Annotated in this window: 16 protein-coding genes; 10 read left to right on the top strand and 6 right to left on the bottom strand. The window is 55.3% G+C overall.

Annotated features, from left to right (window positions below; all coding sequences use genetic code 11):
• Positions 1-213 precede the first annotated feature (213 nt).
• From pdhA to tnpA (BUB27_RS01050), 7 genes are all read left to right on the top strand, one after another.
• Complete coding sequence (gene pdhA, locus BUB27_RS01075; RefSeq protein WP_143157685.1) at positions 214-1,290, top strand: pyruvate dehydrogenase (acetyl-transferring) E1 component subunit alpha; 1,077 nt, start codon at positions 214-216, stop codon at positions 1,288-1,290.
• 42 nt (positions 1,291-1,332) lie between these two features.
• Positions 1,333-2,316, top strand: a complete 984-nt coding sequence (locus tag BUB27_RS01070; RefSeq protein WP_143157684.1) for an alpha-ketoacid dehydrogenase subunit beta — start codon at positions 1,333-1,335, stop codon at positions 2,314-2,316.
• A gap of 129 nt (positions 2,317-2,445) precedes the next feature.
• Positions 2,446-2,577 (top strand): hypothetical protein, encoded by a 132-nt coding sequence (locus BUB27_RS19160; protein WP_268793958.1) that lies wholly within the window; start codon positions 2,446-2,448, stop codon positions 2,575-2,577.
• Between the two features lie 204 nt (positions 2,578-2,781).
• Positions 2,782-3,138, top strand: a complete 357-nt coding sequence (locus tag BUB27_RS01065) for a hypothetical protein (protein WP_143157683.1) — start codon at positions 2,782-2,784, stop codon at positions 3,136-3,138.
• Between the two features lie 217 nt (positions 3,139-3,355).
• A complete protein-coding gene (locus BUB27_RS01060) occupies positions 3,356-4,630 on the top strand; it encodes a pyruvate dehydrogenase complex dihydrolipoamide acetyltransferase (protein ID WP_143157682.1) in 1,275 nt (424 codons plus the stop codon).
• 97 nt (positions 4,631-4,727) lie between these two features.
• Complete coding sequence (locus tag BUB27_RS01055; RefSeq protein WP_143157681.1) at positions 4,728-5,039, top strand: hypothetical protein; 312 nt, start codon at positions 4,728-4,730, stop codon at positions 5,037-5,039.
• A 164-nt stretch (positions 5,040-5,203) separates the two neighbouring features.
• Complete coding sequence (gene tnpA / locus BUB27_RS01050; protein WP_143157680.1) at positions 5,204-5,644, top strand: IS200/IS605 family transposase; 441 nt, start codon at positions 5,204-5,206, stop codon at positions 5,642-5,644.
• A 446-nt stretch (positions 5,645-6,090) separates the two neighbouring features.
• Here the strand turns inward: tnpA (BUB27_RS01050) and BUB27_RS01045 are convergent, their stop codons facing one another.
• A complete protein-coding gene (locus BUB27_RS01045; protein ID WP_143157679.1) occupies positions 6,091-6,645 on the bottom strand; it encodes a hypothetical protein in 555 nt (184 codons plus the stop codon).
• Between the two features lie 172 nt (positions 6,646-6,817).
• Here BUB27_RS01045 and BUB27_RS01040 point away from each other — a divergent pair, with 172 nt between their 5' ends.
• The 3 genes from BUB27_RS01040 (at position 6,818) to BUB27_RS01030 (ending at position 9,675) form a co-directional block, all read left to right on the top strand.
• Positions 6,818-7,225 carry a DUF4259 domain-containing protein gene (locus BUB27_RS01040; protein ID WP_143157678.1) on the top strand — a complete coding sequence of 136 codons (408 nt, stop codon included), beginning with the start codon at positions 6,818-6,820 and terminating at the stop codon, positions 7,223-7,225.
• Between the two features lie 189 nt (positions 7,226-7,414).
• Positions 7,415-8,677 (top strand): Glu/Leu/Phe/Val family dehydrogenase, encoded by a 1,263-nt coding sequence (locus BUB27_RS01035; protein WP_234991650.1) that lies wholly within the window; start codon positions 7,415-7,417, stop codon positions 8,675-8,677.
• Between the two features lie 14 nt (positions 8,678-8,691).
• Positions 8,692-9,675, top strand: a complete 984-nt coding sequence (locus BUB27_RS01030) for an MDR family NADPH-dependent oxidoreductase (protein WP_143157677.1) — start codon at positions 8,692-8,694, stop codon at positions 9,673-9,675.
• Here BUB27_RS01030 and BUB27_RS01025 read toward each other — a convergent pair.
• The 5 genes from BUB27_RS01025 to BUB27_RS01005 form a co-directional block, all read right to left on the bottom strand.
• Positions 9,672-10,121, bottom strand: a complete 450-nt coding sequence (locus tag BUB27_RS01025) for an RDD family protein (RefSeq protein ID WP_143157676.1) — start codon at positions 10,119-10,121, stop codon at positions 9,672-9,674. The genes BUB27_RS01030 and BUB27_RS01025 overlap by 4 nt on opposite strands.
• A gap of 77 nt (positions 10,122-10,198) precedes the next feature.
• Positions 10,199-11,164 carry a tryptophan--tRNA ligase gene (gene trpS, locus BUB27_RS01020; RefSeq protein ID WP_143157675.1) on the bottom strand — a complete coding sequence of 322 codons (966 nt, stop codon included), beginning with the start codon at positions 11,162-11,164 and terminating at the stop codon, positions 10,199-10,201.
• 130 nt (positions 11,165-11,294) lie between these two features.
• A complete protein-coding gene (locus BUB27_RS19005) occupies positions 11,295-11,504 on the bottom strand; it encodes a hypothetical protein (RefSeq protein ID WP_200797039.1) in 210 nt (69 codons plus the stop codon).
• A 396-nt stretch (positions 11,505-11,900) separates the two neighbouring features.
• A complete protein-coding gene (gene tnpA, locus BUB27_RS01010; protein ID WP_143157674.1) occupies positions 11,901-12,341 on the bottom strand; it encodes an IS200/IS605 family transposase in 441 nt (146 codons plus the stop codon).
• 325 nt (positions 12,342-12,666) lie between these two features.
• Complete coding sequence (locus BUB27_RS01005) at positions 12,667-13,707, bottom strand: hypothetical protein (protein ID WP_143157673.1); 1,041 nt, start codon at positions 13,705-13,707, stop codon at positions 12,667-12,669.
• Between the last annotated feature and the right edge of the window lie 119 nt (positions 13,708-13,826).

Below are 13,826 nucleotides of genomic sequence, written 5' to 3'. Positions count from 1 at the left end.
GGCCTGTTTTCTGCTATAATGGATCCTTCTGTTCCACGTGGAACATGGCGGAAAAACGGACCACGGCAGCGTAGTAATTTACTCTAGCCAAGCAATCACGGACTTCCTAGTATCATGCAGATTCGCACTTGCGAGGATGCCGACTAGCCGCTACGTGCACGGAGCATAGACGTCTAGTTCCCCTACAACTTTTACCAGAATCACGTAACCAATATGGATACCGCAACCAACACGAACCAGGATTATTCGCAATCCCCCATCAACCAGCAGTTGTCCGCAGAAGACAAGATCGGCCTCTTCCGTCAGATGGCCCGCATGCGTCGCTTCGAACAGATTGCGCTGAAATTCTACAACAAAGGTGACATGGGTGGTTTCCTCCACTTGTACATTGGCCAGGAGTCAGTGGCTGCCGGTACCATCTCTCTCTGTGGTGAGCACGACCACGTCATCACTGCCTACCGCTGCCACGCTCACGCGCTTGCCTGCGGCATGAACATGAACGAGTGCATGGCAGAACTCTACGGCAAGGCGACAGGTTGCTCCAAGGGCAAGGGTGGCTCCATGCACTTCTTTGCTCCGGATAAGAATTTCTGGGGTGGTCACGGTATCGTAGCCGGCCAGACTCCACTCGGTCTCGGACTTGCTTACGCGGTCAAGTACAAGGGTCAGACTGGTTCCGCCATTTGTTACCTCGGTGATGGCGCCATCAACCAAGGTGTCTTCCACGAGTCCCTCAATATCGCCGAGCTCTTCGACATCCCGGTGATCTACGTTATCGAAAACAACGGCTACTCCATGGGTACCAGCCAGGCTCGTTCCAGTGCTTACAAAGATAGCCTAGCCCAGCGCGCCGATGCCTACGGCATGGCCTGGGATCTCGTCAATGGTGAGGACCTGTACGAAGTCCGTGCCAAGACTCAGATCGCCATGGAGCGTGCGCACAAGGAATCCAAGCCTACCGTGCTCGAGATCGCTACCTACCGCTACTACGGACACTCAGTGGCAGACGCCAACGCGAAGAAGTACCGTACTCCAGACGAGATCGAGAAGTACAAGAAATTCCATGATCCGCTCCACCTCTGGCGTGCACGTCTCCTTGAGGAAGGTGTGCTGACCGACGAGCAGGCAGATGCGATCGACAAAGAAGCGAAGCTCGAAGCTGCCGAGTCCGCCAAGTTCGCCCAGAGCTCACCGGACCCGACCATCGAGTCCATCTTCGAGGATGTGTACTGGGAAGTAGACAACAACACCGAGGCAGGCAATACAGGCCGTCATTTCTTCAACGACTAATCCCCTGCCCCTTAACTGAACCTTTAGATTTTTGATACGACTATGAGAGAAATTCTTTACCGCCACGCCCTCAGGGAAGCATTCGATGAAGAGCTCGCACGCGATGAAAACGTCGTGCTCATGGGTGAGGAAGTTGCCCAGTACAACGGTGCCTACAAAGTGACCGAAGGCCTCTGGCAGAAATGGGGAGACAAGCGCATTGTCGATACCCCGATCTCCGAAGCTGGCTTCATCGGCATGGGTGTGGGTGCCTCCATGCTCGGCATCCGCCCGGTGATGGAGCTGATGTTCTGGTCCTTCCACTCCGTGGCCTTCGACCAGCTGGTCAACAACGCCGCCTGTGTACGCTACATGTCCGGTGGTCTCTGCTCCTGCCCGATCGTGGTACGTGGTCCTGCCAATGGTGGTACCAACGTGGGTGCGACCCACTCCCACACCCCGGAAGGTTTGTTCGCTGCATTCCCAGGTCTCAAGGTCGTTTCCCCGGCCACTCCGGCAGATGCCAAGGGCCTCATGAAAGCGGCGATCCGTGACAACGACCCGGTCTACGTGATGGAGAATACCCTCCTCTACGGTACCAAGGGTCCGGTCCCAGATCCTGAGGAAGGTGACTTCGTGATCCCACTCGGCAAGGCGGACATCAAGCGCGAGGGTACCGATATCTCCCTCATCGCCCACGGCCGCTCCGTCCTTCACTGTCTGGAGGCTGCTGAAATCCTCAAGTCCGAGCACGGTATCGACTGTGAGGTCGTCGACCTCCGCTCCATCCGTCCGCTTGACCAGGATGCCATCATCAACTCCGTCAAGAAGACCAACCGCGCCGTACTCGTGGACGAGTCCAAGCCCTTCTGCGGTGTTTCCGCCCAGATCACGACTCTTATCCAGGAGCACGCCTTCGATTACCTCGATGCGCCGATCAAGCGAGTCTGCTCACTCGATGCCCCGGCGATCTACTCCCCGGCTGTCGAGAACGACCAACTTCCTAACGCTAAGAGAGTCGTGGAGATGGTGCTGACCATCGCCTAATCTCTGAGATAGCATCTACTATCTTATCAGTTAGTGTATTTCTTAAGCCCGTGGCACCGTTGAGTGTCACGGGTTTCTGTTTGGAATGATCTTGATTGTTTCTTCATATCTTGCTAATAATCAAAGGTTATGAAAAAAATTACCCCCGCCCTGCTGGCTCTAGCAGTGGGTCTGTTAGTCACGGCTTGCAGTACCAACCCTGTGATCTACCAAGGCTATAACATCGATGATACCGGACCAGCTCCGCGCTCCGGAAGATAAGGTGAATGCTGGGCCCGCATCCCCCGCGGGGTCCGTCATTCTAACTAACTGTCCATGAGCCAGATCAGCTCAGAACACGCTGTAGTATGAACCTGTCACACGGCGGCGCAGGGAGGGACATATTTTTGATTCTTGGGAAAAACTGATATTTCTGTAGAATTTATTTGAAACGGTGGGGGAGAAACCTAATATCCGAGCTTATCTATGAAAATCGCTACTAAACTTTTCGCTGCAGTCATCGCTGCCATCACATTCGCTTCATGCAGCCAAGAGCCCATTTATTATGATGACACCACTGGTGAGCAACTCCAGTCAGGCGCTACCACATCCTACGTGTACACTGATGCCAAAGGTGGCAAGAGTGAGCCTGTCTATCAGCCAGTTGTAGTGGAAGAAGAGAAGCACGAGTGCACCAAGTGCGGTTCATGGTTCTGCCCTAAGCCAGATTGCTGTGACACCGTTTCCAGCAGTGTTCTTTCCCGTGCTACAGCACAGGGCGGTACAGGTGAGCCACACATCGGCCTCATCCCGACCATGAAGACACTCGCTCCACAGCAGTAAGCTTTACTCCATAGATAGATTTTTAAACCCAAACGAGCCCGCATGCCCTTGCATGCGGGCTTTTTTATGCTACCGCATCAGTGACACGCGGTCTGAGCCGGTGCGTGAATGAGTCATTCTGGAGAAATCCCGGATATTCGTCTTGCCCACCCGCTGGCTTTTTAAGACAACGTGGTGAAGATTTTCAGCCCTACAACCACTTACTGAATTAACCATCATGCCTATTAATATCGAAATGCCGAAGCTCTCCGACACCATGACGGAGGGAACTGTCGTCAAGTGGCATAAACAAGCCGGAGACACTGTGGAGATTGGTGATATCATCGCCGATATCGAAACCGATAAAGCCACCATGGAAATGGAAGCTTTCGATGAAGGTACGATTGTTGAGATCAAGGTCCAGGAAGGCACCAAAGCACCGGTAGGTGAAGTGCTTGCTATCCTCGCTGAAGAAGGTGAAGACGTGGATGCCGCCCCAGCCGCTTCCGCAGCTCCTGCTGCCGCTCCTGCCAAGGAAGAAGCAGCCAGCGCTCCAGCCGCCGCCTCAGCTGCTCCAGCTGCCGCCGCCCCAGCCACCACCGCTGACGGCGAGCGCCTTAAAGTTTCCCCGCTTGCCCGCAAGATCGCAGCCTCCAAGGGTGTGGATCTTACCAGCATCGCTGGTAGTGGCCCAGGCGGACGCATCGTCAAGGCAGACGTAGAGAATGCCCAGGCCTCCCCTGCCCCGGCCGCTAAGCCGGCAGCAGCCAGCGCCCCGGCCGCCGCTCCTGCTCCACAGGCCATCCAGCCTACCGTGAACGAGGAAGACAAGGTCATCCCGCTCTCCAGCATGCGCAAGATCATTGCCGACCGCCTGCTGACATCCAAGCAGACCATCCCACACTTCTACCTCCACGTGGAAGTCGACGCGGCTCCTCTCATGTCCCTGCGCAAGCAGGTCAACGCCCAGGCCGAACAGACTCACGGCAACAAGTACACCGTGAACGACTTCATCGTGAAGGCCATGATCAATGCCTGTGTGGCCGTGCCGGAAGTGAACGCTTCCTACACCGGTGACAGCATCGTTCAGTTCGCCAACGTGGGTGTTTCCGTGGCCATCGCTGTGGAAGACGGTCTTGTGACTCCAGTCGTCAAGGCAGCCCAGACCAAGTCCCTCCTGCAGATTTCCCAGGAGATCAAGGACATGGCCGTGCGCGCTCGCGACAAGAAGCTCAAGCCAAACGAGTTCGACGGTGGTACTATCACCATCTCCAACCTCGGTGCCTGGGGTATCGAAAGCTTCGATGCGATCGTCAACCCACCACAAGCTGCCATCCTCAGCGTAGGTGGCATCATCGAGAAGCCAGTCTCTATCAACGGCGAGATCAAGTCCGGTCTCCGCATGAACATCGGCCTCAGCTGTGATCACCGCGTGGTCGACGGCGCCGTAGCAGCCACCTTCCTCAACGAGGTCAAGAAGCTGCTCGAGAAGCCAGCGCTCATGCTCGTCTAACATAGACTAACAGAAATAAAAATTTCCATGCGCGCTACGTTCCCCGTGGCGCGCATTTTTTGTTTCAATCCCAAGATAAACCGAGTTTGTTAGATACATGGCACTGCCGCAAAAAGGATCCCGAAAGATCGTCGTAGACGGCATCGCCTATCGCTGGACGATCCGTAAGAAACCCAGCTACGACCAGGCCCTGTGTGCCTCGTCCTTGACCGCTGCTGCCGAACTGTATGTAGATCCTGCGAGCACGCTATCCATAGAATTCAAGGGCTTCAGAGCCGATAACTGGATGCAGGAAGAAGGCCTTGCCATTGGTCCCAAAGAAATTGCCCAAGCCATCCGCCAAGCATTGCAGGCAGGATGGCAAGCAGAAGAACACGGCCCGACCTTTTCTATCAGCTGTGAGCCATAGAGTCATCCCGGAGGGATGAAGGAGCAGAGCGCGGGGTCAGCGAACGAAGTGAGCGCCAACCCCGGGAACCAGATCCTCCTAACAAAACCACCCCGGAGGGGTGGAGGAACTCATGGTGCAAGATGAAGCTCGATATTCATCTTTAAATTGTCTAACAAAGAATCATGCCCTCTACCTATGCCTGTCTTTACTATCACATCATATTCAGCACCAAAGACCGTTTGCCTTGGATTGAGCGTGATCTTATCGAACGATTACATGCCTATATTGGGGGCTGCCTGAATGCTTTAGACTCCATACCCATAGCAGTCGGTGGTGTTTCGGACCATGTGCATTTACTGGTACGCAGTGACCCTACCCAAAATATTTCAAGCCTGATGCGCAGTGTGAAACGAGAAAGCTCCTGCTGGATGAAAGAAAACAAGCAGGACGGACTGTTTTCATGGCAGGAAGGTTATGGGGCATTTTCAGTTAGCCCAAATACGGTGGAAGATGTCAGGAACTACATTCTGAATCAGGAAGAACATCACAGGAACCGTAGTTTCGAAGAAGAGTTTCAAAGCATCTTGCGTAAGGCGGGTGTCACCTCATCAAACATCTCCTAGCCAGTGATAGTTCCCCCACCCCTCCGGGGTGGTATAGTGGGGAGACGGGTTCCCGGGGTTGGCACTCACTTCGTTCGCTGACCCCGCGCTCTGCTCCTTCATCCCTCCGGGATGATTTCCATGCCAGTGCTTGCTAGTGCGAATTGATTAGTGCTCTTTTGCTTCATCCCGGCAGGATGATTCCTAGACTAGCACCTGCCAGTGTTCGTTGCACCGTACTCTGTTCCCCACCCATTCCAGGATGATGCTGGGGGAACATCTGCCTGATTTCTCCAACATTTCACCCATGGTTCATCATGGCTTCACGGAGGGATGGCAGGCTGCGGGAATGCAGAATACGATAAACTGGATGCTGAGGGTGCGTTTGTTTTACCTGATGGGGGTTCTCTCATTACTCGCCATGGCGCATGTGCTCACGGTGGGCTAGAGGCGTTGTGGCAAGTAGGCTACCTGAGCGAGTAACCGTAGAAGTAGTGCAGCAGGAAGAAGACCAGCCAGATGCTGAGTCCGGTGAGGATGCCTAGGCTGGCTCCTAGCCAGCCGTACTTGCGGGCGCCGTATTCCTGGGTCATGACGGCGACGCGGTATTTCTCGGTAAACATTTCCTCGGAGGCGTGGCGGATCAGCAGTACCAGGCAGGCGCCGCCGGCGAGCGTACCCATCGGGAACAGGCACATGGCGACGACGGACGCCACATAGGCGGGTGGACGGGCCCAGGCATCAAAGTTACGCAGGCCGAAGCCGATGATGATGAAGAGAATCCCGCCGAGTACGGAGACGAAGGTGGACACCATGAAGAGCAGGCAAGGGCTGAGCCAATAGAGCCACATGGAGAGTCCAGTCAGGCTGCAAAGCACCGAGCCCAGATAGAGATAGAACCAGCCCACGGCCAGGATACAGAGCTCGTCTTTGGAGTGGTAGCGGCGCAGTTCCGCATCGCTCATGTCCTCGATGGTGGCTGATGAGCATTGCGGAGCCTGGTAGATGTCTCCCCCTTCCATACCAGCATCTTGGGTAGATTCCCGGCGCTCGGCAAGACTTCAAAACGGCCCGGATGACAAGCCCAAAATCGCTGCAGACAAAATAAGCAAAAAATATCGTGTCTAGAGGTTGACCACCTGAAAAGCATCCTCTAAATCGGGAGTCAGACACACACAAAACACGACTAAAACAATGGCATCCTGGGGACCAAAAACGTTCGAAGACGACACAGCACTCGATTGGATTTCTGAACTCGTAGATTCAGATGATCCACGTAACTTCTTGATAGACTCCATTACCACCAGCGGTGGTGATCTGGACATGGAAGAGTGCGCTGCTGTGCTGGCCGCTGCTGAGACCATTGTTGCCGTGCTGGATGAGCCTCGTGCCGGCCTGCCTGACGAACTGCTGGACTGGGTGGATGAGAACGACTGTGATGACATCAGCGACCTCCCAGCCATGACGCTCAAGTCTGTGAAACGTGTCATGGGTAAAGACTCTGAGCTTTGCCAGTCCTGGGAAGAAGGCGAAGGCTACGAAGACTGGAAAGCGGAAGTAGAAGCTCTCTACGAGATCCTTGATTCCCTCAGCCAGGTTTAAGTCCTCCTGCTCAATTAATTTCTGCACCACCTTGCCATGGCTTTGCCTGTGCAGGTGGTGCTTTTTTGTTTCTGGGTGAGTGAGTTCTGAGTGGGCCACCTCGTGCTTATCATGGGCATGCATTTCCTCGCTCAATGGCGGCTGATTTCGCTTTCTATGAGTGCTCTACTTATGTTTGACTGAGGGCATATGAAAGAACAGCTCATGGCCCATCCAGTGTTCGGGATGGCAGCACGTCAGTTTGACCGCACCGCGGACCACCTCAATCTAACAGAAGATGTGAGGGAGCGTTGCAAATGGCCGAAGCGCCTGATCACGGTGACGATCCCGATCAAGCGCGACAATGGAGATACCGAGGTCTTCTTTGGCTATCGCGTCCAGCACCACCTGTCCCGCGGTCCGGTAAAAGGCGGACTGCGCTTCCATCCGAATGTGGAGTTAGGCGAAGTGGCGGCCCTGTCCATGTGGATGAACTGGAAGTGTGCGCTGATGGAGCTTCCCTTTGGTGGAGGCAAGGGTGGTGTGACCTGTGACCCGCGCAGCATGAGCCAACGTGAGCTGGAGAATGTAACCCGCCGCTACACTTCGGAAATGCTCCCCTTCATTGGTCCGGAAACGGATGTGATGGCGCCTGACATGGGCACCAATGAGCAGACCATGGCCTGGATGACGGATGTGTACTCCACCCATGCCGGTCATCTGGTGCCTGGTATCGTGACGGGTAAGCCGGTGAACCTGCAGGGTTCCCAGGGACGTACCGTGGCGACTGGCCATGGCGTGGCCTTCCTGGCCACACGCGCGCTGACCAAGTGCAAGATCAAGCATGAGAACGCGACGGCGATCGTGCAGGGCTTCGGTAACGTAGGTTCCTACGCCGCACTCACCCTCTCCCGCTTCGGCGTAAAGGTGATCGGTATCTCGGACATCACCGGGGCGATCTTCAATGAGAACGGCATCAAGGTGGAGGACGTCTTTGACCACGTCGCTGCCAATGGTGGGGTGAAAGACTTTGCCGGTGCGGACAGCATCGATCCAGATGAGATGCTGGTGCAGAAGTGTGATGTGCTCGTGCCAGCCGCGCTGGAGCGAGTGATCACTGAGGAGAATGCACCCAAACTACAATGCCGCGTGTTAGCCGAGGCTGCCAACGGCCCGACCACGACCCAGGCGGATGCCATCATCGAGGAACGTGGAGATATCTTCCTGGTGCCGGACATTCTTTGCAATGCGGGCGGTGTTACGGTATCCTACTTCGAATGGGTGCAGAACCTGCAGCGCTTCCAGTGGAGCGAGCAGGAAGTGCTGACCAAGCTGGAGACCATGCTTGCCAAAGCCTTTGACCGCGTGCAGTGGTTTGCAGACAAGCAAGGCGTTTCTAACAGGGTTGCCGCCTTGGCACTCGGAATCAAGGAAGTGGCGGACGTAAAGAAACAGCGCGGCCTCTTCCCATAAAGCCATTTTTAACTATGTCACAAGCAGTCATCTTTCGCGAATTTGGCAAGGCCGAGGAAGTCTCGGCCTTGGAGGTCTCCCCTCACCCGGAACTCCAGGACGGGCAGATCCTCGTCCGCATGCTGGCCACCCCGATCAACCCGGCGGACATCAACTTCATCCAGGGCAACTACGGGATCCGTCCCGAACTGCCGGATACCCCGGGTATCGAAGGAACGGGACGTATTCTCGAGAGCAAGGCGGAGGGTTATCCTGAGGGGGCTCACGTGATCTTTCTGGAGCGCGTAGGCACCTGGAAGAGCCATGTGGTCTGTGAGGCCAGCAAGGCGCTGGTGATCGACGCCAAGATCGATTTCCTACAGGCTTCCATGCTAAAGGTGAACCCGATCACTGCCTGGAGGATTCTCACCGGCTACACCAAGCTGAAGGAAGGTGACTGGGTGATCCAGAACGCGGCGAACTCCGGCGTGGGCCAGTGCTTCATCCAGATCGCCAAGCTGCTTGGCCTGAAAACCATCAACGTGGTGCGCCGTGAAGGACTGGAAAAGGACCTGTTAGAACTCGGGGCAGACCATGTCCTGCTGGATGACAACGAGCTGGTCGACAAGGTCCGGGAGATCTGCGGGGACAAGCTGCCCAAGCTAGCGAGCAATGCCGTGGGGGGCGATAGCGCCCTGCGCCTGATGGATGCGCTGGCAGACCAAGGCGTGCACGTGACCTACGGCGCCATGAGCATGCGCAGCCTCAAGGTGCCTAACAAGTTTCTCATTTTCAAACGCATCCGCCTGGAGGGTCTGTGGATCACCAAGTGGATCGCGGAGGAAAAGCGCAAGAAGATCGAGGAGACCTATGCCCAGCTCGGAGAGTGGGTGGCAGCCGGCAAGCTTACACAAAAAATTGACCAGACCTTCCGGCCTGATCAATTAAAAGAAGCTTTGGTGCGGGCGCAGGAATCACGCCGCGATGGTAAGGTCGTGATCGACTGGTCGGACTACTAGCCGGCCTTGACCACCTTGGTCTTCGCCCACTGGTCGCCGAGACGCTGCATGCCTTTGTCCTTGTTTGAATTGAGGACAAAGAGTTCGACGATTGGGAAAAACGGAATAAAGAACACGACGTTACGTACGATGCCAGCTCCCCAGTTGCCTGAGAGACTCTGGCCGTCTTCTGTAACGGCTTTGATCTTGAGAGCTTTCTTGCCAAGGCTTTGTCCATTAAGGAATGGGAGACAATCTTTCGTTAAAGCATAGGCAATGGCAACGAGTGAGCCAAGAATCGGGATTAATAGCGCAACCACGATAATTATAGCCCAGTCTATTACATAACCTCCGATACGCTCTCCCATGCTAGCGAGCGCGGCGTCACCCGCCATATCAGTTGGTGTTGTCACGGTTGGATCCTCTGATGGTGTGGATGGTACGTCGTTAGCATTTTCTTCGTTCATAACAGAGAAGTACTAACAAACGTTTGAGCCCAGTTCAACTTCAATTAGGTGTCGAGAGTGTCAGCTGATTCCTGAGCCTAGCGCAGACCAACCGCCTTGCGTACGCGGTCGATCACCTTGGTCGCCTCGGCGGTCGCCTTTTCGGCGCCCTTGGCGAGTACTTCGTTCACGTAGTCGAGGTTGTTCTCGAGCTCCTCGCGCTTGGTACGCACGTGCTCGAAATGGTCGTAGTAGGCATCGAAGAGCTGCTGCTTGAAGTGGCCGTAGCCGAATCCGCCGGCCTGGTGTTCCTCGATCATCTGCTGCACGGCTGCCTCGTCGGCGAAGAGCTTGTAGAGGGCGATGACATTGGAGTTGTCGGTCGGCTTGGGATCTTCCACCGGGGTGGAGTCCGTGACGATCTTCATGATGAGCTTGCGCAGGGCCTTCTTGCCGCCCACCAGCGGGATGGTATTACCATAGCTCTTGCTCATCTTCTGGCCGTCGATACCCGGGACGATCGCGGTGTTCTCCTTGATCATGGCCTCAGGCACCACGAGGGTGTCCTCACCGAAGCGGTCGTTGATCTTGATGGCCAGGTCGCGGGTCACCTCGAGGTGTTGCTTCTGGTCTTTGCCCACGGGCACAACGTTGGCATCGTAGAGCAGGATGTCTGCGGCCATCAGTACCGGATAGGCAAAGAGGGCGTGGTTTGCATCCAGACCTTTGGCGATCTTGTCCTTGTAGGAATGGCAGCGCTCCAGCAGGCCCATCGGGCACACGGTGGAAAGGATCCAGCTCAGCTCGGTCACGGCAGACACATCACTCTGGCGGAAGATGGTCGCCTTTTCAGGATCAAGTCCGCAGGCCAGGAAGTCGATGGCCAGGTTCTGCACGTTTTCGCGCAGGGTGGTGGCATCGCTCATGGAGGTCATGGCGTGGTAGTCAGCCAGGAAGTAGAAGGCATCGCCTTTGTCCTGCAGCTGGACAGCGGGCTCCATGGCGCCGAAGTAGTTGCCAATGTGGAGAGTGCCGCTGGGTTGAAGACCGGTGAGAATTCGCATGGATCTGGTAGGAAATTTGGTTGGTGACGCGCGCAAGATGAACTGCTGGCGCGTTCTGGTAAATAAGAAATCCGGCGGAGTTTGCCCCACGCCGGATTCTCGAGAAATGCTGTTGGATGGATAGGCGGGATTACTGGGGGGCGACCTGGTTGCTCGGTGGAGTGTACTGAGGCTGGCGGGCGCGGCGTGGCTGGCCGTCCCAGGTTTTCCCGTAAGCTGTGTTTTCTACACCCTCACCCAGCCTCTTGAAGTCGCGGCCTACGCCGACGAAGGTATTGCAAGAGGTGACACCGAGGGACACGGCGCCAAGCATAGCGATGACTACAGTGCGTTTTTCCATAGGCAAACGAGTACCCCACTTCCCCCGAAATGCAACGCTATAAATTTTCTGATAGCTACTGAACTTTGCCATGCTGCAAGTCGCTGAGGGTTTGCTGGTGGTGGCTGAGTGGATATCGTCTATCACCTGAGTGGGTGGAAGGATCGAGTTTAGAAAAGTCAGGCGAACCGCCCAGAGATGAGAGTCAGGTTACTATTTCGGGAGGTCATTGAGGATGAGTTTGTAATGATCACAATGGTTACGAGTGAACGAATTTGTTTCGTCTGACGTATGGCTACTGCTGAGCAACCATCCCGCAGGGATGGAGGAACACAGCCCGGGGTAAAGCGCAGCGTACCCCGGGTCAGGGATTAGAAAAGAAAACCACCCCGGAGGGGTGGAGGAAGCGTGGATTGTTCACTGAGTTCGCTCCGCCTCCAAACCTGCTTTCTGCAGCATGATCTGGAATTCATCCTCAAAGCTACGAATCTTGTGATGCTCTTCCTGCTTAAGAATATACCTTCTCACCTCCTCTACCCCGCTGGGACTTACCGAAAACACCGCATATCCAGGTTGCCAGGCAAAAAGCCCGTCTGCGGTTTGCTCCTTCATCCAGCGTGAGCTTTCTCTTTTCACACTCCGCATAAGGCCGGCAACATCCTGAGTCGTGTCGATCCGCAGGAGAATGTGGACATGGTCAGAGATTCCCCCCACGGCCAAGGCTTTTGATCCGGCGGCTGAAAGGCAGCCTCCAATATAGGAATGCAAGCGGGTAAGATGTTCCGCGCTGATCCATGGTATTCTGTCCTTGGTCCCAAAGACGACATGGAGATAGATGCAAGCATGGGTGGAAGACATTGTTTACTGTTAGACCAAGCAGGAGAAAAAATCGAGGTTTAGATGAGGGCGGTCCTTCCTCCACCCCTCCGGGGTGGTAATAAAAGAGAGGCCTATTCCCGGGGTACGCTTCGCTTTACCCCGGGCTTTGTTCCTTCATCCCTGCGGGATGATGACCATAGGTCGATACTGATGAGATAGCATGCTTCCCTTGAGCATGTGCGGGTCTCTACGGTCTGGCCTGGGATGAGAGTCATGATAGCTACACATTTAGCTAAGTTGAGAGCATACCTAGCAGGACGTAGCTTAGTACGCCTCATTTACCTTTGGCATGATCATCCAGACCTTAGTCCTGTCCCTCTGGGCCGGGTTCGCTGTCGCGGAGGCCGTGGGAGAGGTCTACCATCATGTCGCGCAGGTGGAAGATCAGCGAGCGCAGTTCCTCGTACTTGTCATCCTCCATGGCTAGCGTGTTGGTGGCGGCGATGGCGGAGTTACAAGCTTCCAGGGTGCGCTTGAGGATGGCTACGCGGTAGCCGTTCTCCAGGTTGACCTTCTTGCTGGGCCAGCATTCATCGATCGCATCGCAGATGTAGCCGATGGCTAGGGCGAGCTCGCTGCGTGGGCCGTCATCCAGGATGGCATTGCCTAACAGTTCGATCGTCTTGTGCTGGACGAGGTAGGCGTGCTGCACGATCTGGTGGCGGTTCTTGGTGGGCATTTCCTCCACCTCGTGGATTTCGATGGTGGTTTCCGCGGGGCCTTCACCGAGGAACCAGGCGGCTTCTTCCAGCGAGTCCCTGACGCGCAGGCGCTTTTCCCACTCGAACTCATCCACCTCGCCTTCCGCATCCGCGACTTCGGACTCGGCTTCGGAGGCGGTGAGCATGAGCTCCATGAAATGCTCCATGGCCATGGCGTTTTCTTCACGCTGCTTCTTTTCACCATCGGCATCCAGCTCCCACTGGTGGCTGGAGACTTTGACTTGGTAGTCGGCGGTCTCGATGATGCAGCGCCCGTTGACCAGGCTGAACCATTCCAGGTAGAGCGCGTTGCGCCAGACACTGGGGATGTCCTGGTTCTTGGACGTGTAGTTTTCAAATTCAGACTGAGGCACGGTGGGGATACGTACCTTGATAGATGCAGTCATGTCACCGATCACTCCGCGCTGGAGTGTATGCATGGCCTCCACGACGTCTTCCTGAAGCTCAGGAGATGGGTTCGTGAAATCCAGCCTAGTACCTGCCAGATCTCTCCAGCAGTTACCTCTCAGGATCAGCTTGACGGGGCGATCCAATCCCATGATTTCCAAGGCACCACGAGTCATACCAGGGGAGGTGTTATCTATCCACCCCTTCACGACAGCCTTGTCCAAGCGGTATGCCATATCTACATCATGGCGTAAAATATCTGCCAGTCAATATGATGATGAACGAATTGTGCGCTTTCCGTTCATTTTTGCTAAACGCCCGTTCCACAAAGGCAAAAACTGTATCCACTTGTCAT

The sequence above is a fragment of the Rubritalea squalenifaciens DSM 18772 genome (assembly GCF_900141815.1).
Classification (GTDB): Bacteria; Verrucomicrobiota; Verrucomicrobiia; order Verrucomicrobiales; family Akkermansiaceae; genus Rubritalea; species Rubritalea squalenifaciens.
The sequence above is the reverse complement of the archived record's forward strand: the minus strand, read 5'-3'. Positions and strand labels throughout refer to the sequence as shown.

Bases quoted from the DNA above. Each gene is read 5' to 3' on its own strand.
- tnpA (WP_143157674.1), bottom strand. From the start codon at position 12,341: ATGTCTTCCACCCATGCTTGCATCTATCTCCATGTCGTCTTTGGGACC.
- BUB27_RS01065 (WP_143157683.1), top strand. From the start codon at position 2,782: ATGAAAATCGCTACTAAACTTTTCGCTGCAGTCATCGCTGCCATCACA.
- BUB27_RS01055 (WP_143157681.1), top strand. From the start codon at position 4,728: ATGGCACTGCCGCAAAAAGGATCCCGAAAGATCGTCGTAGACGGCATC.
- BUB27_RS01060 (WP_143157682.1), top strand. From the start codon at position 3,356: ATGCCTATTAATATCGAAATGCCGAAGCTCTCCGACACCATGACGGAG.
- BUB27_RS01070 (WP_143157684.1), top strand. From the start codon at position 1,333: ATGAGAGAAATTCTTTACCGCCACGCCCTCAGGGAAGCATTCGATGAA.
- tnpA (WP_143157680.1), top strand. From the start codon at position 5,204: ATGCCCTCTACCTATGCCTGTCTTTACTATCACATCATATTCAGCACC.
- trpS (WP_143157675.1), bottom strand. From the start codon at position 11,164: ATGCGAATTCTCACCGGTCTTCAACCCAGCGGCACTCTCCACATTGGC.
- BUB27_RS01040 (WP_143157678.1), top strand. From the start codon at position 6,818: ATGGCATCCTGGGGACCAAAAACGTTCGAAGACGACACAGCACTCGAT.
- BUB27_RS01045 (WP_143157679.1), bottom strand. From the start codon at position 6,645: ATGGAAGGGGGAGACATCTACCAGGCTCCGCAATGCTCATCAGCCACC.
- pdhA (WP_143157685.1), top strand. From the start codon at position 214: ATGGATACCGCAACCAACACGAACCAGGATTATTCGCAATCCCCCATC.
- BUB27_RS01005 (WP_143157673.1), bottom strand. From the start codon at position 13,707: ATGGCATACCGCTTGGACAAGGCTGTCGTGAAGGGGTGGATAGATAAC.
- BUB27_RS19005 (WP_200797039.1), bottom strand. From the start codon at position 11,504: ATGGAAAAACGCACTGTAGTCATCGCTATGCTTGGCGCCGTGTCCCTC.
- BUB27_RS01030 (WP_143157677.1), top strand. From the start codon at position 8,692: ATGTCACAAGCAGTCATCTTTCGCGAATTTGGCAAGGCCGAGGAAGTC.
- BUB27_RS01035 (WP_234991650.1), top strand. From the start codon at position 7,415: ATGAAAGAACAGCTCATGGCCCATCCAGTGTTCGGGATGGCAGCACGT.
- BUB27_RS19160 (WP_268793958.1), top strand. From the start codon at position 2,446: ATGAAAAAAATTACCCCCGCCCTGCTGGCTCTAGCAGTGGGTCTGTTA.
- BUB27_RS01025 (WP_143157676.1), bottom strand. From the start codon at position 10,121: ATGAACGAAGAAAATGCTAACGACGTACCATCCACACCATCAGAGGAT.